Origin of the sequence: Azonexus sp. (genome assembly GCF_041909095.1) — a bacterium.
In the GTDB taxonomy this organism is placed as follows: Bacteria; Pseudomonadota; Gammaproteobacteria; order Burkholderiales; family Rhodocyclaceae; genus Azonexus.
In genome coordinates, this window is record NZ_JAYREB010000001.1 from 76,792 (window position 1) to 92,227 (window position 15,436).

At 67.6% G+C, this 15,436-nt stretch carries 20 protein-coding genes; 7 read left to right on the top strand and 13 right to left on the bottom strand.

Annotated elements, in window-relative coordinates:
* The first annotated feature begins 131 nt into the window (after window positions 1-131).
* Window positions 132-1,214: a hypothetical protein gene (locus ACE3OV_RS00355; protein WP_374323888.1), complete on the top strand. Its 1,083-nt coding sequence runs from the start codon at window positions 132-134 to the stop codon at window positions 1,212-1,214.
* Complete coding sequence (locus tag ACE3OV_RS00360; RefSeq protein WP_374323890.1) at window positions 1,202-2,074, top strand: hypothetical protein; 873 nt, start codon at window positions 1,202-1,204, stop codon at window positions 2,072-2,074. Before ACE3OV_RS00355 ends, ACE3OV_RS00360 begins: the two co-directional genes overlap by 13 nt.
* A 54-nt stretch (window positions 2,075-2,128) precedes the next feature.
* Here ACE3OV_RS00360 and ACE3OV_RS00365 read toward each other — a convergent pair whose 3' ends face one another.
* The 4 genes from ACE3OV_RS00365 to ACE3OV_RS00380 are packed head-to-tail and all read right to left on the bottom strand — an operon-like array spanning window position 2,129 to window position 4,788.
* Complete coding sequence (locus ACE3OV_RS00365) at window positions 2,129-3,430, bottom strand: ferric reductase-like transmembrane domain-containing protein (protein ID WP_374323892.1); 1,302 nt, start codon at window positions 3,428-3,430, stop codon at window positions 2,129-2,131.
* Window positions 3,427-3,837: a PepSY domain-containing protein gene (locus ACE3OV_RS00370; protein ID WP_374323893.1), complete on the bottom strand. Its 411-nt coding sequence runs from the start codon at window positions 3,835-3,837 to the stop codon at window positions 3,427-3,429. Before ACE3OV_RS00370 ends, ACE3OV_RS00365 begins: the two co-directional genes overlap by 4 nt.
* A 32-nt stretch (window positions 3,838-3,869) precedes the next feature.
* The gene (locus ACE3OV_RS00375; protein WP_374323895.1) at window positions 3,870-4,361 is read right to left on the bottom strand and encodes a diheme cytochrome c; all 492 of its coding nucleotides are present in this window, start codon (window positions 4,359-4,361) and stop codon (window positions 3,870-3,872) included.
* Window positions 4,362-4,377: 16 nt separating this feature from the next.
* Window positions 4,378-4,788, bottom strand: a complete 411-nt coding sequence (locus ACE3OV_RS00380) for a DUF1924 domain-containing protein (protein ID WP_374323897.1) — start codon at window positions 4,786-4,788, stop codon at window positions 4,378-4,380.
* Window positions 4,789-4,924: 136 nt separating this feature from the next.
* On the opposite strand from ACE3OV_RS00380, the gene ACE3OV_RS00385 reads away from it, so the two are divergent.
* The 5 genes from ACE3OV_RS00385 (at window position 4,925) to ACE3OV_RS00405 (ending at window position 8,066) form a co-directional block, all read left to right on the top strand.
* Window positions 4,925-5,212, top strand: a complete 288-nt coding sequence (locus ACE3OV_RS00385) for a hypothetical protein (protein WP_374323898.1) — start codon at window positions 4,925-4,927, stop codon at window positions 5,210-5,212.
* 126 nt (window positions 5,213-5,338) lie between these two features.
* Window positions 5,339-5,686 carry a hypothetical protein gene (locus tag ACE3OV_RS00390; RefSeq protein ID WP_374323900.1) on the top strand — a complete coding sequence of 116 codons (348 nt, stop codon included), beginning with the start codon at window positions 5,339-5,341 and terminating at the stop codon, window positions 5,684-5,686.
* Window positions 5,687-5,692: 6 nt separating this feature from the next.
* A complete protein-coding gene (locus ACE3OV_RS00395; RefSeq protein WP_374323902.1) occupies window positions 5,693-6,028 on the top strand; it encodes a PepSY domain-containing protein in 336 nt (111 codons plus the stop codon).
* Window positions 6,028-6,690 (top strand): response regulator transcription factor, encoded by a 663-nt coding sequence (locus ACE3OV_RS00400; RefSeq protein ID WP_374323903.1) that lies wholly within the window; start codon window positions 6,028-6,030, stop codon window positions 6,688-6,690. The genes ACE3OV_RS00395 and ACE3OV_RS00400 overlap by 1 nt, the downstream gene beginning before the upstream one ends.
* Complete coding sequence (locus ACE3OV_RS00405; RefSeq protein ID WP_374323905.1) at window positions 6,687-8,066, top strand: sensor histidine kinase; 1,380 nt, start codon at window positions 6,687-6,689, stop codon at window positions 8,064-8,066. The genes ACE3OV_RS00400 and ACE3OV_RS00405 overlap by 4 nt, the downstream gene beginning before the upstream one ends.
* Here the strand turns inward: ACE3OV_RS00405 and ACE3OV_RS00410 are convergent.
* The 9 genes from ACE3OV_RS00410 to ACE3OV_RS00450 all read right to left on the bottom strand — a co-directional run bounded on the left by ACE3OV_RS00410 (window position 8,063) and on the right by ACE3OV_RS00450 (window position 15,394).
* Window positions 8,063-8,548, bottom strand: a complete 486-nt coding sequence (locus ACE3OV_RS00410) for a nitrous oxide reductase accessory protein NosL (protein WP_374323907.1) — start codon at window positions 8,546-8,548, stop codon at window positions 8,063-8,065. The two genes, ACE3OV_RS00405 and ACE3OV_RS00410, sit on opposite strands and share 4 nt — an antisense overlap.
* A complete protein-coding gene (locus ACE3OV_RS00415; RefSeq protein ID WP_374323909.1) occupies window positions 8,545-9,153 on the bottom strand; it encodes a nitrous oxide reductase accessory protein NosL in 609 nt (202 codons plus the stop codon). The genes ACE3OV_RS00410 and ACE3OV_RS00415 overlap by 4 nt, the downstream gene beginning before the upstream one ends.
* A 90-nt stretch (window positions 9,154-9,243) precedes the next feature.
* Window positions 9,244-10,251 carry a hypothetical protein gene (locus ACE3OV_RS00420; protein ID WP_374323910.1) on the bottom strand — a complete coding sequence of 336 codons (1,008 nt, stop codon included), beginning with the start codon at window positions 10,249-10,251 and terminating at the stop codon, window positions 9,244-9,246.
* A 6-nt stretch (window positions 10,252-10,257) separates the two neighbouring features.
* Window positions 10,258-10,932, bottom strand: coding sequence for an ABC transporter ATP-binding protein (locus ACE3OV_RS00425; protein WP_374323911.1), 675 nt, complete (start codon window positions 10,930-10,932; stop codon window positions 10,258-10,260).
* Window positions 10,929-12,062 carry an ABC transporter permease gene (locus ACE3OV_RS00430; protein WP_374323913.1) on the bottom strand — a complete coding sequence of 378 codons (1,134 nt, stop codon included), beginning with the start codon at window positions 12,060-12,062 and terminating at the stop codon, window positions 10,929-10,931. The genes ACE3OV_RS00425 and ACE3OV_RS00430 overlap by 4 nt, the downstream gene beginning before the upstream one ends.
* A gap of 27 nt (window positions 12,063-12,089) precedes the next feature.
* A complete protein-coding gene (locus tag ACE3OV_RS00435; protein WP_374323915.1) occupies window positions 12,090-12,668 on the bottom strand; it encodes an SCO family protein in 579 nt (192 codons plus the stop codon).
* A gap of 119 nt (window positions 12,669-12,787) precedes the next feature.
* Complete coding sequence (locus ACE3OV_RS00440) at window positions 12,788-13,594, bottom strand: glycosyl transferase (RefSeq protein ID WP_374323918.1); 807 nt, start codon at window positions 13,592-13,594, stop codon at window positions 12,788-12,790.
* Window positions 13,591-14,646 carry an ELM1/GtrOC1 family putative glycosyltransferase gene (locus tag ACE3OV_RS00445; protein ID WP_374323920.1) on the bottom strand — a complete coding sequence of 352 codons (1,056 nt, stop codon included), beginning with the start codon at window positions 14,644-14,646 and terminating at the stop codon, window positions 13,591-13,593. The genes ACE3OV_RS00440 and ACE3OV_RS00445 overlap by 4 nt, the downstream gene beginning before the upstream one ends.
* Complete coding sequence (locus ACE3OV_RS00450; protein WP_374323922.1) at window positions 14,639-15,394, bottom strand: glycosyltransferase; 756 nt, start codon at window positions 15,392-15,394, stop codon at window positions 14,639-14,641. Before ACE3OV_RS00450 ends, ACE3OV_RS00445 begins: the two co-directional genes overlap by 8 nt.
* Window positions 15,395-15,436: the final 42 nt, after the last annotated feature.

A 15,436-nucleotide genomic window follows, 5' to 3' on the forward strand; every position in this document is an offset into this window, starting at 1 on the left:
CGGGTCCCTGACCGACGAAGACCCCTACGGCATCCGGGCATTTCAAGTCCGAGGCTGACTTCAACAATCGCTGAAACCATGTCCAGGAATGAAATTTTCCAAAATTTCACTAAACGTGCTACTTTCAGCAAATGCTGAAATCCGTCAAAAACCTGAAACCCGAGCTAGCCAGCGCTCACGAAGCGCTGCGCGCTTTGCTTGAGAAGATTCCGATCCTTCACATTGAAGGCATCGATGTCGGCGTCGCATCCGGCGACCGGGAACCCGACTGGATCGTCCGGCTGCGGGTGGACGGACAGGCGCACCAACTCGTCTGCGAAGTCAAATCGAACGGACAACCGCGGCATGCCCGCTCCGCGCTGCTGGAGTTGCGGAACTACATCGCGCACCGGGCGCCCCTGGCAACGCCAGTCTTCATCGCCCCCTACCTATCACCGGCGGTGAGGCAGTTGTGCGCAGAGAACGGCGTCAGCTTTCTCGACCTCGAAGGCAACGCCCGGATCACCTTCGGCGGGGTGTTCATCGAGCGTCAGGTGACGGACAAGCCGGTGGCCGCACAGCGCGAACTGAAGTCGCTGTTCCGGCCGAAATCCGCCCAGGTGCTGCGCGCCATGCTGCGCGAACCCGGCCGCGCGTGGCGGGTCAGCGAATTGTCCGAAATCGCCGGGGTCAGCCTCGGGCACGTCAGCAATGTGCGCACCGGTCTGATCGATCGCGAATGGGCGCGCGCGTCCGACGCAGGCCTGCTCCTTGCGGCGCCGGATGCGCTCCTGGACGCCTGGCGCGACAGCTACAGCGCGCCGCCGGGCGAACGCCTGCGCTTCTACACGCCGCTGCATGGCAGCGCCCTCGAAGACGCAGCGCGTAGCGCGCTGCGCGCCGACGATGGCCCCGGGCGCGCCGCTTTCGCCTCATTCTCGGCGGCGCAATGGCTTTCTCCTTACGGGCGCACCGGCACCAGCTACTTTTTCGCCGACGAGGAAGGGCTGCGCAAGCTCCAGGCCGCATTGGAACTGACGCCCGTCGCCAAAGGAGAAAACGTGGTCATCACCCTGCCGAAGGACCCGGGACTGCTTGCCGACACCGTCGAGCCGGCGCCAGGCGCGGTGTGCACGAGTCCGCTGCAAACCTACCTCGACCTATCGACTGCCGGCGAGCGCGGCGCCGAAGCCGCCGCGCACTTGCGTCAGGAACGACTTTCATGGTCCCGCTGACGCCACCCCGGGAGCCGCAGTCGGCTGCCGACTACGACGACCGCACGACAGCGGCCGTGAAATCCGTGCTGATCGAGATCGGCCAGATACTGGGCAGCTTCCGGGGCAAGTTCGCCATCATCGGCGGCGCGGTGCCCTGGCTGCTGCTGGCCAACGAAGACATGCCCCACGTCGGCACGCTCGACGTGGACGTCGGCCTGGACGCGGCAGCGCTCGGCGATGGCGAATACGCCACCCTGATCGGCGCGCTGCAAGGCCATGGCTATGTCCAGCGCGCGGGGCTGCGGCGTTTTCAACTGGTCCGCCGGGTTGCCGCCCGCGACGACGGCGAAGCGATTGACGTCGTGGTCGATTTCCTGATGCCGCGCGACGCGCAAATCATCAGGAACGATCCGCCCCTGATCAGCGATTTCGCCGTCCAACGCGCCGATGGTGCCGACCTGGCGATGCGCTTCTATCAACTGGTGGCAGTGGCCGGACCGATGCCGGACGGCGGATTGAACCGCGTGGAAATCGCGGTCTGCTCGATCCCCGCCCTGCTGGCGATGAAAGGCCATGCCCTGGCCGGCCGCTACAAGCAGAAGGACGCCTACGACATCTACTACTGCGTGCGCAACTACCCCAACGGGATCGCGGCGCTGGCACAGGAATGTCGTCCTCTGCTGGCGCACGCCAGCGGCGAACGCGGTTTCCGGCATATCGCCGACAAGTTCGACAGTTTCGAAGGATACGGCCCAAGCTGCGTGCGACGCTTCGTCGAAGACACGCAGGCGCTGGGCGATCGCACACCCGAACAATGGCAGCAGGACGCCTTCGGGCAGATCGACGCGCTGCTGCGGGCGATGGCACTGCGCGATTGAGTCAGGCCCGACTGGCTGCGACGCCCGCCCCCCGTCGCACCTGACTCGCGCAGCTCAGCGCATCTGAAACGCTTCCTGATGAAAGCGCAGGCCTGCCCCGTGCAGTCCCTGGCGCAGGGCCTGGCCGAGGCCGGCCGGGCCGCAGAACCAGACGTCGGCCTTGGTCTCGCCGCCGGCCAGCAGGCGGGTCGCGTCGAGCGTTTCGCCCTGCGCCGCACCGTGAATCTGGAGGCGGATACCGGGTAGTCCGGCGCACAGCGCTTGCAGCCGGTCGACCAGCGGGTCGTTGCTGCGGTCGCGGGTGCAGTAATGCAGTTCCGCCTGCACCGGTTCCGCCGCTTTGCGCTGCGCTTCCAGCCAGGCGAGGAAGGGCGTGACGCCGATGCCGCCGGCGACCCATAGCTGGCGCGCTTGCGCTCGCCGCCGGGCGAGGTCGAAGCGGCCGTAGGGGCCTTCGACGGTCAGCGGCGCGCCGACCGCCAGCGTCGCCCGCAGGCGCCGGGTGTAGTCGCCGAGCGCCTTGATGCAGAAATCGATGCTGCCGTCGCCGCGGTCGGCGCTGGCGATGGTGAAGGGATGCGGGCCTTCGCTTTCGTCGAAAGTGACCAGCGCGAACTGCCCGGCCCGGTGCCCGGGCCAGTCGGCGTCGAGCTGGCAGCGCACGCGCAGCAGGTCGCTGCCGAGCGGCTCGATTTCCGCCACCTTGCCGCTCACCCGGCGCTCCCGGCCGATGTTGGCGAGCAGGGCGCGCAGCGCGCCGTAGCAGCCGGCGGCGACCAGCGGCGCAAGCAGCAGGCCGAGCGGCTGCGTCCAGTAGTCGGGCGGTGCCAGCAGCACGGCGTGGAAGGCGAGCGCCAGGTAGATGACCGGCATCGCCCGGTGCAGGAAGCGCCACGGCCGATAGGGAAAACGCTGCCACAAGGTGAGCACGATCAGCGCGATGACGATGTAGAAGCCCCATTCGCCGAGGTCTTCGGCGAGATCGCGGAGGCGGTCGAGAACGTTGCCGAACTGTTCCTTGGGCACCCGCCCGCTGCGCCCGATCGACGATTTCAGGATGTCGTCGGACATTTCGACCAGCCAGTGCAGGATGGCGAAGCTGCCACCGAGGATGCCCGCCCACTTGTGCGTGCGGTAGACGCGGTCCATGCCGCCGAGCGGCGTTTCCAGCCAGACCGGCCGGCTCGCCAGGTAGGTGGCGAGCGACATCAGGCCGATGGCGAGGACGCCGCTCAGGTAGAGCAGTTCCTGGCGCGCCACCCACCAGGGGTGGGCGTCGCTCGGCACGGCGTTGTAGACGTCCCAGCCCCAGGCCAGGCCGAGGCCGGACAAGAGTGCGGCGAGCAGCAGTTTCATGGCTTGGCGCCTCCGGCCGGCGTTGCCGGCAGATCGTCGCGGCAGCGCCGCTTGTTGCATTCGCGGCCGTCGGCCGGCTGTACCACCCGCTCGCGCGGCACGCCTTCGGCGCGCCCGGCGCCGAGCGACTCGCCCGTGCGGCCGTCGAAGTAGAGCTTGCGCCGCTCGCCGTTGCGGTCGGTGACGCGCACCTCATAGCGCCCGTGCTCGCGCTCGATTTCCTCGACATTGCGGTAACCGGCCGCCTCCAGCCGGCTGACCAACGCCGGAATGGGCAACCAGCCGGCCTCGCCGCGTTCGTCGTGATGGCGTTCGCGGTGATTGTCGGCGAGCACGGCACCGACGGCGATGATGCCGCCCAGGGTCAGCGCCAGCACGAAGCGACGCGGGAATTTGCTGATCTGCATGATTTCTCCTTGCGAATTGACGGCCAAGCCGGTCAATCCTCGTAGTAGCCGAGTTCGGCATCGGCGTGGCAGGCCACGCAATTGGCCTTGGTCCGCACATCCTTGTGGCGCCATTCCCAATCCGGCACCTCGCGGTGCTCGCGCACCCACTTGGGCAGCTTGGTAATGCGCTGCGGCGCGCTGGCCGGATCGACACCGCGCATCAGCTTGGCACCGTAACGGCTACCGCCGGTGTCGGCAGCGTTGGCCACCAGGTAGGCAGTGATCTGCTTGGCGATGGCCGGGTCGACCGTGGCGTTGTCGCCAAAGTGACGGTCGAGCTCGCCCATCATCTTCTGCCACGATGCTGCCGGCAGCATCGCCGCCGGGAAGGCGAGGTGGCAGCTGCCGCACTCTTCCTTGACCACGGGGTCCTTGACCGGCGGGTAGTAGTGGCCGCCACCGGCCTGCGCGCTGCTATAGACCAGGGCGGAAAAGCCGAGCGCCAGTAGCGACAGGGCGAGCGGACGAATGGGAAGTTTCATGATTTTCTCCTGGGTCTCAACGACTGGCGACGAAGCTCAGCCAGTCGCCCTTTTCCTGGGCGGTACAGGCGCGCCCGAGAACTTCGTCGCAGTTGCGCTTGAACCATTTTTCGACCTTGGCCGGGTCGGCGTAACGTCCCGGCGACACCGACAGCGCCACCGGATCGATGCGCTTGCCGCTACGGGCCTGGCCGGCGGCACGCAGGTCCTTGCCGTGGCAGGTGGCGCAGGCTGGCGTATCGGGCTTGCCGAGGCCGAATTCGGTGAAATACAGCTTCTCGCCGCGGGCGGCGGAGAAACCGGAGAAGCCCGGCGTTTCCGCCTTGGCGGCGGTGGCGTAGCGGGCCAGCTGGTCTTCGAGGGCACCGGCACTGGCGGCGAGCGGCAGGGCGGCGACGATGAGCGAGAGGATGAGGCGGCGGGACATCTGGCATGACTCCTGATTCGGTGACGATGCAGCGCACTTTGCCGGATGCCGCCTGAATGAAAGCTGAAGGGCACATTCAGGCAGGATTCATCGCCCGGCGACGAGGATGAGCGCCATCACCCACCGGGAGCCTGTCATGTCCAAGCCTTTTCTCTTCCTGCTGCTATTCGTCAGCGTCGGCGCCACAGCCGGCGAAACCACCGCCCCCGGGGCAAGTGCCGACCCCTGCCCGGCCATCCGCGCCCGCATCGCCGCCCAGAGCGGCGTCCTCGCCCAACCTGACAGTGTCCTGCTCAAGGAAGTCGGCAGCCATCAGGAATGTGGTTTCACGCGCGCCGAGGTCTATCGCGCCGGCTTCGGCGAGCGGCCGCCGGCGCCGGCCGAACACCATTACCGGCGCTGGCACGACGACGATGACGACTGAACGGCGTTCAGGTGAGGTTCAGCTTGCCCCGCGTAAAACGATAGTCGGGGAATGAAGAAAGCCTGCATCCGCTCATGGCGGGCACGCCGCCCGCGTGACATCATTCTGATTGAGAAGGAGTGCATCATGTCCGAACGTAATTTCCGTACCGTCCTGTTGGCCGCCCTTTTGTGCCTCGCCGGCAGCATCGCCCAGGCCGCCGATCCGGCCACCGTGAACGCCGAACAATTGATGACGCAGCAAGAACGCGCCGAGCAACGCAACAAGATGCGTGCCGCCAAGACCGAAGAGGAACGCGCCGCAGTCCGCGCCGAGAACCATGTTCGCATGAGCGAACGCGCCGAGGCGCAAGGCAAGGTGCTGGTCCCGGTCAATCCGCAGGGGCCGCAGCAGGCTGGCGGTCGCCGCGGCCAGGGCCCCGGCGCCGGTCCGGGTGCCAGTCGCGCCACGGGTGGCGGACAAGGTCGCCAGTAAGTACTCATGCCAGCCGCCAGCCGCCGCGCCCTGCTCGGGCTTGCCCTCGCCCTGACGCTGATCGCGCCGGCCGTCGCCGACGGCCGCCAGGATCACGAGGTGGCAAGGCGGGCGCTGGCGGCCGGCGAAATCCTGCCGCTCGGCGCCGTCCTCGAACGGATCGGCCGCGAGCACCGTGGCGAAGTCCTTGAAGTCGAGCTCGAACACGAAGACGGGCAATGGATCTATGAAGTGAAGATGCTGCGCCGCGACGGTGGCGTCAACAAACTGATCGTCGACGCCCGCGACGGCAGGGTGCTTGAAATCAAGGGGCGCCACGGGCGCCGGGGAGGTCGTGACTGATGCGCATCCTGCTGGTCGAAGACGAGCCGACGCTGAATCTGCAGATCGGCCGCAGCCTGCGTGCCGACGGCCATGTCGTCGAAGTCGCCGTGAATGGCCGCGACGCGCTGCACCTGGGCGTCGAGGAAGATTTTGACGCGATCGTGCTCGACCTCGGCCTGCCGCTGCTCGACGGCATTTCGGTGCTCAAGCGCTGGCGCGCCAGCGGTCGCGGCATGCCGGTGCTGATCCTCACTGCGCGTGGCGACTGGCACGAGCGCGTCGCCGGCATCGACGCCGGTGCCGACGACTACCTGGTCAAGCCCTTCCACATGGAAGAGCTGGCCGCCCGCCTGCGCGCGCTGGTCCGCCGCGCCGCCGGCCAGGCTGCCAACGAACTGCGCTGCGGGCCGCTCACCCTCGACCTGCGCGGCGCCCGCGTCTGCCTAGACGGCCAGCCGCTGACGCTGACCAGCCACGAATTCCGCGTCCTCGCCTGCCTGATGCAGCGGCGCGGCCAGGCCGTCACCCGTGGCGAACTGTCCGAGCATGTCTATCCGCTCGACAGCGAACGCGATTCCAACACCATCGAGGTCTTCGTCGGTCGCCTGCGCAAGAAACTGCCGGCCGGCATGATTGAAACCCTGCGCGGCCTCGGCTACCGGATGAACGAACCGGCATGAACCGGCCCGGCGCTTCGCTGCGTTTCCGGCTGCTCGCCGGCACCCTGGCCTGGATGCTGGCCACCGTCGCCCTCGCCGGCTGGTGGCTGCAGGGCATGTTCGAGGAACACCTGGCCCGCCAGTTCCGCGCCGAGCTGACGATCCATCTCAACCAGTTGGCAGCCAATCTCGAACTGACCCCCGACGGCCAACCGACCCTCAGCCGGCCGCTCAGCGACCCGCGCCTCGAACGCCCCTACGCCGGCCTGTACTGGCAGGTCGACCGGATGCCGGAGGCTGGCGGTGACGGCAAGCGCGGCGAGTTGCGCTCGCGTTCCCTGTGGGACGCCGAACTGAGCGTCCCCGGCGACCAGCTCGCCGATGGCGAACGCCACGAACACCAGGTGAAGGGCCCCAAAGGCGAAACGCTGCGCATGATCGAACAGGTCCTGCAGCCGGCCGAGCGTCCGGAAATGGCCTTGCGCCTGATCGTTGCCGCCGACGCAGCCCTGCTCGTCGAGCCGGTCGAGCGCTTCCGCGGTCTGCTACTCGCCGCCCTTGCCCTGCTCGCCGGCGGCCTAGCCATCGCCGCGGTGATCCAGGTCCATGCCGGCCTGCGCCCACTCAAGCGCCTGCGCAACGAATTGACCCGGTTACGCGAGGGGGAACAGGCCAGCCTGGGCAGCGACCACCCGAGCGAAGTGCAACCGCTGGTCGATGAACTGAACTCGCTGCTGCAGCGCAATGCCGAATTCGTCGAACGTGCCCGCAGCCAGGCCGGCAATCTGGCGCATGCGGTAAAGACGCCGCTGGCGGTGATGGCCAACGCTGCCGCCGCCGAGACCGGCGAACTGGCCGAAGTGGTGCGCGCCCAGATTGGCGCCGCCCGTTCCCAGATCGACCACCACCTGGCCCGCGCCCGCGTCGCCGCGGCTGCCCAGGGCAAGGGACGGCGCTGCTCGGTCGGGCCGGTGATCGAAGGGCTGCTGCGGGCGATGCAGCATATCCACGCGGAACGGCAGGTCGATTTTTCGTTCGCTGCCGGCGGCAACCCGCAGTTTCGCGGCGAAGCGCAGGATCTCCAGGAGATGCTCGGCAACCTGCTCGACAATGCCGGCAAATGGGCCAGACACCGGGTCGAGGTGAGTTGCGGCAACGACGGCGAGACGCTGCGCATCGATATCGACGACGACGGTCCGGGCATCGCCGCCGCCGACCGGGCGCTGCTCCTGCAACGCGGCCAGCGCGGCGACGAACGGGTGCCCGGCAGCGGCCTCGGACTGTCCATCGTCGACGAACTGGCCGGCCTCTACGGCGGCCGCCTCGAACTGCTCGATTCGCCGCTCGGCGGCCTCAGGGCGCGCCTCAGCCTGGGCGCCGCGCGCTCGGTCGATTAATCGAACTTGCCGTCGTCGAGCCGGAACGGCAGTTTCGCGGTGACCTGGTCGAAACGCAGGATCTTCTTCCCCTTGTGTTCCTTGAGGAAGTCGGCGGCGTCTTCCGCCGTCGCCAGCGGCACGAACTCGTGCCCCATCGGCCCGTATACATCCGAGCCGATGACGTAGAGCGCCTGCCGGCCGTCGATCCGTTCCAGATTGTAGAAATCGGTGACGTGGATACCGGTGATCTCCTGCGCCCGGTGGCCGGGCGCATATTTGGGCAGGTCGAACAGGAATTTGAACATGTCCTTGGCGCCGTCGAAGAAATGGGCGTGCCCATCCTTCCAGACGACGACGGCAATCCAGTTCGGATATTTCGAAACCACCATGCCGCACACCGGGCAGAGGTCCATCTTGCCCGGCATCGGCACTTTCTGGGCGAAGCTGCTGCCCACCCAGAAAGCCGGTGCCAGCGCGATGAAACGGCGCCGGTTGATCATCCCTGCTTTTTCTCCATGGCGCGGCGGCGACGTTCGGCGCGGTTTTTGCGGATCATCATGACGTCGTCGGCCATGCCGAGATAGCTTTCACGTAGCGCGTCGTTGAAGTTGACCAGCGTACCGCCGTGCTTGGCCTGGAATTCCTTGGCGACATCGGCGGAAGCGAACGAATGTTTGCTCTTCTTGGTCATCGCGTGCTTGAGGTCGGCGCCAAGCAGATAGGTCAGCTTGTCGACCGGCAACAGCGGCCGCGGCTCGACGCTGGCGGCGAAGTCCGGACCCCAGATTTCCTTCGGTTCGCGGTCGATATTCAGGCTGAGGCTGAGCGCCAGACAGTGGATCGAGCAGACGCCGTCGGCCAGATCGTCGGAATACTGGACCAGCATGCGGGTCTTGTTGTGTTCCTTGCGGTCCATGCCGCAGTACGGGCACTTCTGATACTTCTCGATGTCGTTTTCGAGCGGGTTGGCATCAGCCGCCTTTTTCGGGATGAACTGGTTGGGCGTACCGTCGGTCTGGCAGCTTTCGGCTTGCGCCACCGAAGGCAGGGCGGCCGAGGCAAGGCCGGCCAGCGCGGACAGTTTGAGCATTTCACGACGTTTCATCTTGGCTCCTCAAAGGACGGTAAATAAGCTTTGCATGTTAATGGTCCGGCATGCGCGCAAGCTGCGACATATTGCCGCAGCCAGGAACTTTCAGGATTCGATCAGGATCAGCTTCGAGCTCACGACAAACCACGTGGCAAGCAGCGTGAATAGCAGGAAACCCAGCGCGCTGAGCCACGCCAGACGGGCCGACACCCGCGGCAACAGATCACGCAGGCTGGGCACGCCGGAAAAAAATTGCAGCACCCCGGCCGCCATGCCGGCAGCCGCGCCACCGAACAGCGGCAAATAGAGCGCGTAGCCGCGGTAGTCGTACTCCGGCTTGAGGATGCAGAACGGGCAGTGATGGTGCGGATGCTCGTAGATGTAGAGGGAGATGAAGGAAATCACCCCGGTCAGCGCGACGACGAATCCGGCGGCGGCAGCGATGCCGAGCCAGCCGCCGTCGAGCCGGCCGCGCCGGCGCCAGTGCAGCAGGCCGCTGGCGACGGCGACGCTCATCCCGACGTAGAACAGCCACAGCGCGGCGCGCGGCTCCAGACTGGAGACTTCGGCGGTAACGGTTTCAGCTTCCTCGGAAAACAGGCTGCCGCAGCAGGAAGTGATGACATTGGCGCGCAGGCCGGAAAAATAGCGGTACTGCAGCCACAGGTTGAGCGCCAGCAGCGGCAGCAGCAGGAGCAGCAGGCCGTACTTGGGGCGCACCAGCGGATAGTCGCGCGCCAGATTGTCGACATGGTTGATCGCCAGCCAGATCAGGGCGGCGAAAAAGACCAGCATCTGCACGATCAGTGCCGGGAAACCCCATTCGTTGACGTTGAGCGTACCGACCGCGCACATCGCGCCGACGAACATCACCGACAGCCGGTCGGCGTTGAAGACGAAGAGCAGCAGCGCGGCAAACTGGATCGCCATGACGAAGGAAACCAGCGTCGAAAACAGGTAGGTGCGCCGCTCGAGTTCGAGCTGGCGCGCCGAACCGCTGCCGATGTCCCACTCACGCAGTACCGCCCAGGCAAAAGGGGCGGCAGCGGCCAGCATCGCCACGGCGACGCCGGCAGCGAGCAGCAGGGCAATGATGGCGGGCTGAAAGAGCATCGCCGCTCAGCCCTCGATCAGCTTGCCGTCGCGCATCGCGACGACGCGATGAACGGCGGCGGATTCGACCACCAGCGGATCATGGCTGGTCAGCAGGACGGTCTTGCCAGAGGCCGTGAAGCCGGCCAGCAGGTCCATGAACTCCCCGGCCAGCGCGCTGTCCAGGTTGGCGGTCGGCTCGTCGGCGATGATCACCGCGGGATCGTTGATCAGCGCGCGGGCAATCGCCACCCGCTGCTGCTCGCCGCCGGACAGCCATTCGACGCGGGCCTGGGCGCGCTGGGTCAGCTGCAGCTTGTCCAGAATCTCCATCGCCGCCGTCACCAGCTGGGCGCGCGGGCGGCCGGTCGGCAGTGCCGGCAGGATGATGTTTTCCAGTGCCGACAGACCGCGGATCAGGTTGAACTGCTGGAAGACGAAACCGAAGCTGCGCCGCCGGATTTCGGTCAGGAAGCGTTCCGGCAGGCCGGAAACGTCCTCGCCGCGCAAGCGCACGCGACCGCTGGTCGGCCGCGCCAGGCAGCCGACGATGGTCAGCAGCGTCGTCTTGCCGGAACCGCTGGGACCGCGGAAAGCCGTGACCTTGCCGGCTTCGATGCTGAGATCGATGCCCTGCAGGGCCCAGTACTCGTTGTGCTGGCCCTGATTGAAGGCCTTGTGGACGGCGGAGATTTCGATCATCGCATCACAGTATCGGGGTCGGTGATGGCCGCCCGCCAGATCGGCACCAGAACGGCGGCCGTATAGGGGAAGACCGTGAAGAAGAACAGGGTTGCCAGTTGCAGGCCGGCGACCGCCGGCGTCAGCGCGAAGCCAGGATAGCTGACCGACCAGCCCTTGAGCAGCGGCGCGAACAGCGGCGCGCCGAACTGGAAGACATGCACCCAGGCGGCAAGGAAACCGGCGGCGAAGGCGCTTAGCGACAGCAGCAGGCTTTCCCAGACCTTCATCCGCATCACCTCGCCGGTTTCCCAGCCGATCGCCTTGAGGATGCCGATCTCGCGCCGCTCTTCGGCCGACAGCCCGGCCGCCCGCTGCCAGGCGAAGATGGCGAAGGCGAGGACGGCGGCGGCGAGCAGGGTGAGCAGCACGCCTTCGCGCCAGTCGAAGATGTGTTCGTAGGTGCGCAGCATCTCGTCGCGCTGGATCGGCCGCGCATCGGGCAATGCCGCTGCCAGCTTGCTGGCGACATTGGGCACTTCCGCCGGATTGCGCACCGACAACGCGATATCGGTGTAGTGCCCGGCCGGATAGCCGAAGAAGGCGCGGAAATCGTCTTCCGAAACCAGCACCAGCGCTGCCGACTGCAGCCGCGACGCCGGCGTCAGCAGGCTCGCCAGCTGCAGCGCATAGGCCTGCCCGCGGTAGTCGGTGAAGCTCAGCGTGGCGCCCGGCTGCCAGCCGTGCGCCGCCGCCAGCGCCGCGCCGACCATGACGCTGCCGCTTGCCACCTCGCTCGCCGGACGCGCCATGAAAACCAGCTGGGCGCCGCTCTGCGGGTCGGGATGGTAGGCCCAGAGCCGCGCCTCCTTCTTCTGGACGCCGCGGATGCGGCCAATGCCTTCGAGGTAGCCGGGCGGAATCAGGTCGTGACGGCCGGCGACCATGCGTTGCAGGACAACCTCCGGCGAACCGGCGAGCAGCAGCCCTGCCTCGCTGCGCAGGGCGCCGGCATACAGGCTGAGCGAAGCCAGCGCAAAAACCAGCAGGCCATAGACGACGAACAGACCGAGATTGCGCCCGCCATGCCGGCGCAGCGACGCCAGCGTGTAGTCGATCAGGTGGCCCTGCCGGATCAGCCAGTCACGCATCACCGGCGCCTGTCACCGCGGGCAGCCTCACAGGAAGCGACGGACCGCCGCCGCCACCTGATCCGGCGTGCTGCCGAAGGGGATGGTCGACACCAGCTTGCCGCCAGCGTCAATGACGTAGGTCGTGGTCGTGTGGTCGATGGCATAGCTGCCATCGGCCTGCACCGGACTGCGGCGATAGCTCGCCCCGAACTGCCGGGCAACCGCCGCGAGCTCCTCGGGACTGCCGCTGACGCCGAGCATTTCCGGGTGGAAGAAGCTGGCGTACTGGCGCAGGTGCGGCAGGCTGTCGCGCTCGGGATCGACTGAAATCATCAGCATCCGGACCTGGCTGCGCTCGGCCGGCGTCAGCAGGCGCAAGGCCTGAGCGCCGGTCGACAGCGTCGCCGGACAGATGTCCGGACAGGTGGTGTAGCCGAAATAGACGAGCAGCAGCTTGCCGCGCAGGGTTTTCGTGTCGAGCGGACCGTCGGCGCCGTGCAGCACGAAATCGCCGCCCGGCGGCAGGCCGCGCTCCGCGTCGTCGGGCCTGGCCAGAAACAGCGCCGCACCGAGCAGCACGGCAAGCAGGCCGGCAATCAAGAACAGCACATGGTGACGCTTCATGCCCATCTCCACAGCGCGGGCGCCGGTGTTTGAGCGGTATCGGATGAACGGGACATGGCCGCGATGTTACCGGCTCGCCCCGCGCCGGCGGATGCGACAAATTGCCGCACCTGCCGCGCTCACTCCCGCCAGTGCTCGGCGACCCAGGGCACCGGCAGCAGGTAGCGCTTCAGGTGGCGGCCGAAGGCGACCTGCCGCCCCCCGGCCAGACGGCGGAGGTGGCGCAGCGGCGGCTCGTGGCTGACGGCGCCCGACCAGCGGCCGGCGATCGCGTCGGCCGGATCGGGTTTGCCGGGGAACATGACGATGCGCGCCCCGCGCGGCAGGCGAGCCGGACGCAGGTAGCGCAGCGGCCAGGGACCCAGGCAGTCAAGCCGGAAATGGCGGACCCAGACGGACGGGAAAAACTTGACGCCGGCGCGCACCCGCTTGGTCACATAGCGCTGCTCGAACTGGTATTGCCCGGCCAGGCCTTCCGGATCGGCGCGGAACTCGTCGAGCAGGTAGGCGTGACCGCCGACCGGGAAGCGGAAGACCGAAGTCTGCCCCAGCCGTTCCAGCGGCTTGATCCAGTTGCGGGCGAGGATCACGTCGTCCGGGCTGCCAACGGTAAACAAGGGATCGAGCGGGCCGGTGATCACCACGTCGAGGTCGAGAAAGAGCGCGGTGCCGCGCAGGCCAAAGAGATCGGCGTTCCACAGCGCCAGCTTGCGGAACTTGCCGGGGGCGTTGGTCGGCACCGGGCAGCCGAGATCGGGCAGGTCGAAGCATTCGACTTCCGGCCGGATGCCGCGCCGGTCGTCGGTGAAGCAGACGACTCGGAAATCGCCGGACAGGTTGCGGGCAACCATGCCGTAGATGCGGTTGACGTACTCGGGACCGTAACGTGTCCCCCATTTCATGCACAGGATCAGCCGGGCACTCATGATGTGTTTCCTTTCCTCAATGCGGTCTCCCCGAGCAGCGCGAGAACACGGCTAGCCAGGCCGGCCGGATGGCCGGCGGTTTGCCGGATGAATTGCGCTGCCGCGTAGCGGTAATCCGCCAGCTCGGTCAGCGCCACCCGGCGCAGGTGGCCGGCGGCGGCGGCCGGCGCCAGCACCGACTCGATCACCGGCGACGGCAGCACCTGCCGCGGCGCCAGCGCCAGCGCCGGTTTGCCGGCGGCGACCGCTTCGCTCAACATGCTCAGGCTGTCCTGGGTGACCAGCACCAGGGTTGCTGCGTCGAGATAAGGCTGCACGACGCGCGCTGGCGCCGCATGCCACCACACCGCCTGCACCAGCCAGTCGGCGCGGATGCCTGCGCGCAGGCGGGCCTCGACGGCCGGCGGCGTGCGCCGCGAGGTGCTCACCAGCCAGCGCCAGCCCTGCCCGCCCAGGAGGTTGACGGCGTCGACCAGCGCCTGCCAGTCGGCCGCGGTGTAGCGATGGCTGCGCGAATCGCCGCCGATCAGCAGGGCGACGAGCAGGCTGCCGCCGGATTGCGCGAAACGCTGGCGCAGCGCGTCGCCCTGGCCGGCGATCCGCTGCGGGCTGATTTCCGTCAGCAGCATGCCGCTGCCCAGCGCCCCGGGGTGGCCGGGCAGCGGCTGCGGGCTGACCACGACGTCGCACCAGCGCGCTGGCAGCGGCGCCGGATCGCCGCAATAGATGAGTTTCGCACCGCTGCGCCGGGCCAGGCTGACGGCGTAATAGAAGCCGCGGCCGCCGCTGCTGACGATCACTTCGGCCGGCGGCGGCGGCGCCTCGGGCAAGCGGTAGGCGAGGCGCAGCAGGCGCTCGGGCAGGCCGCGCCGGGCGAGGCCGCAGGCGGCACGCAAGAACGGCCGGAAAACGCCGCGCAGCTTGAGGCGCACCGGGTATTCGGCCAGGGCGGCGCCGGACTGTGCCGCCAACTCACGGGCCAGCCCGCGCGACTGCACCAGGTGACCGGGGCTGCCTTCGTCGATGACCAGGATGCGCCGCAGTTCAGTCAAGCGGCCGCTCCGCGAGTGCCGCCTCGGCGCCCGCCCAGGTGTCGCCGATCCACGGCACCGGACGGATGAACTTGTAGCATTTCTTCCAGGCCGGTGCCGGCCAGCGGCCGTCGACCGCCTCGTGCGGGTTGGGCACGCCGGGGAAGGCGACCAGCCGCGCCTCGGCCGGGCGCTGCGGCGTCTGCCAGAAGCGCAGCGGCCAGGGCGGCACGCAGTGCGTCTTGAACAGCACGCACCAGGCGTCGGGCCAGAAGACCAGTTCGCGCACGGTGCGCGAGATATAGGTCTGCGAGTTGCGGAAAGTGGCGAGGATGGCGTCCTGCTCGGCGAGCAGGCGGCTCAACAGGTATTCGTCGGCGCCAACGGTGAAGCGGTAGACCGAGGTGTTGCCGATGTTGCGCCCGGGCTGCGTCCAGTTGCGCATGACGACGAAGCTCTTCTCCGGCTGGTAGCTGAAGAAGTCGTCGAGGCTGCCGAGGATCACCACGTCGAGGTCGAGGAACAGCCACTGGCCGCTGAAGCCGAACAATTGTTCGCTGGCCGCGTAGGTCGTCAGCTTGCGCCAGCCGCGCCGGTTGTACGGCGCCGGCAACGCGATTTCCGGGCAGTCGTGGCATTCGACCTCGGGCCGGATACCGGCGCGCTCGTCGGTCAGGCAGACGAAGCGCAGCGGCCCGCTGACGTTGGCGCGGACCATCGCGTATAGCCGGTTGACGTATTCCGGGCCGTAGAGCTGGCCCCATTTCATGCAGATAACCTGTTTCACCTTGCCTGCCTTTTTCGAGAGGGA

Coding starts and splice junctions, on each gene's coding strand:
- ACE3OV_RS00355 (WP_374323888.1), top strand. CDS start 132: ATGCTGAAATCCGTCAAAAACCTGAAACCCGAGCTAGCCAGCGCTCAC.
- ACE3OV_RS00360 (WP_374323890.1), top strand. CDS start 1,202: ATGGTCCCGCTGACGCCACCCCGGGAGCCGCAGTCGGCTGCCGACTAC.
- ACE3OV_RS00365 (WP_374323892.1), bottom strand. CDS start 3,430: ATGAAACTGCTGCTCGCCGCACTCTTGTCCGGCCTCGGCCTGGCCTGG.
- ACE3OV_RS00370 (WP_374323893.1), bottom strand. CDS start 3,837: ATGCAGATCAGCAAATTCCCGCGTCGCTTCGTGCTGGCGCTGACCCTG.
- ACE3OV_RS00375 (WP_374323895.1), bottom strand. CDS start 4,361: ATGAAACTTCCCATTCGTCCGCTCGCCCTGTCGCTACTGGCGCTCGGC.
- ACE3OV_RS00380 (WP_374323897.1), bottom strand. CDS start 4,788: ATGTCCCGCCGCCTCATCCTCTCGCTCATCGTCGCCGCCCTGCCGCTC.
- ACE3OV_RS00385 (WP_374323898.1), top strand. CDS start 4,925: ATGTCCAAGCCTTTTCTCTTCCTGCTGCTATTCGTCAGCGTCGGCGCC.
- ACE3OV_RS00390 (WP_374323900.1), top strand. CDS start 5,339: ATGTCCGAACGTAATTTCCGTACCGTCCTGTTGGCCGCCCTTTTGTGC.
- ACE3OV_RS00395 (WP_374323902.1), top strand. CDS start 5,693: ATGCCAGCCGCCAGCCGCCGCGCCCTGCTCGGGCTTGCCCTCGCCCTG.
- ACE3OV_RS00400 (WP_374323903.1), top strand. CDS start 6,028: ATGCGCATCCTGCTGGTCGAAGACGAGCCGACGCTGAATCTGCAGATC.
- ACE3OV_RS00405 (WP_374323905.1), top strand. CDS start 6,687: ATGAACCGGCCCGGCGCTTCGCTGCGTTTCCGGCTGCTCGCCGGCACC.
- ACE3OV_RS00410 (WP_374323907.1), bottom strand. CDS start 8,548: ATGATCAACCGGCGCCGTTTCATCGCGCTGGCACCGGCTTTCTGGGTG.
- ACE3OV_RS00415 (WP_374323909.1), bottom strand. CDS start 9,153: ATGAAACGTCGTGAAATGCTCAAACTGTCCGCGCTGGCCGGCCTTGCC.
- ACE3OV_RS00420 (WP_374323910.1), bottom strand. CDS start 10,251: ATGCTCTTTCAGCCCGCCATCATTGCCCTGCTGCTCGCTGCCGGCGTC.
- ACE3OV_RS00425 (WP_374323911.1), bottom strand. CDS start 10,932: ATGATCGAAATCTCCGCCGTCCACAAGGCCTTCAATCAGGGCCAGCAC.
- ACE3OV_RS00430 (WP_374323913.1), bottom strand. CDS start 12,062: ATGCGTGACTGGCTGATCCGGCAGGGCCACCTGATCGACTACACGCTG.
- ACE3OV_RS00435 (WP_374323915.1), bottom strand. CDS start 12,668: ATGAAGCGTCACCATGTGCTGTTCTTGATTGCCGGCCTGCTTGCCGTG.
- ACE3OV_RS00440 (WP_374323918.1), bottom strand. CDS start 13,594: ATGAGTGCCCGGCTGATCCTGTGCATGAAATGGGGGACACGTTACGGT.
- ACE3OV_RS00450 (WP_374323922.1), bottom strand. CDS start 15,394: ATGAAATGGGGCCAGCTCTACGGCCCGGAATACGTCAACCGGCTATAC.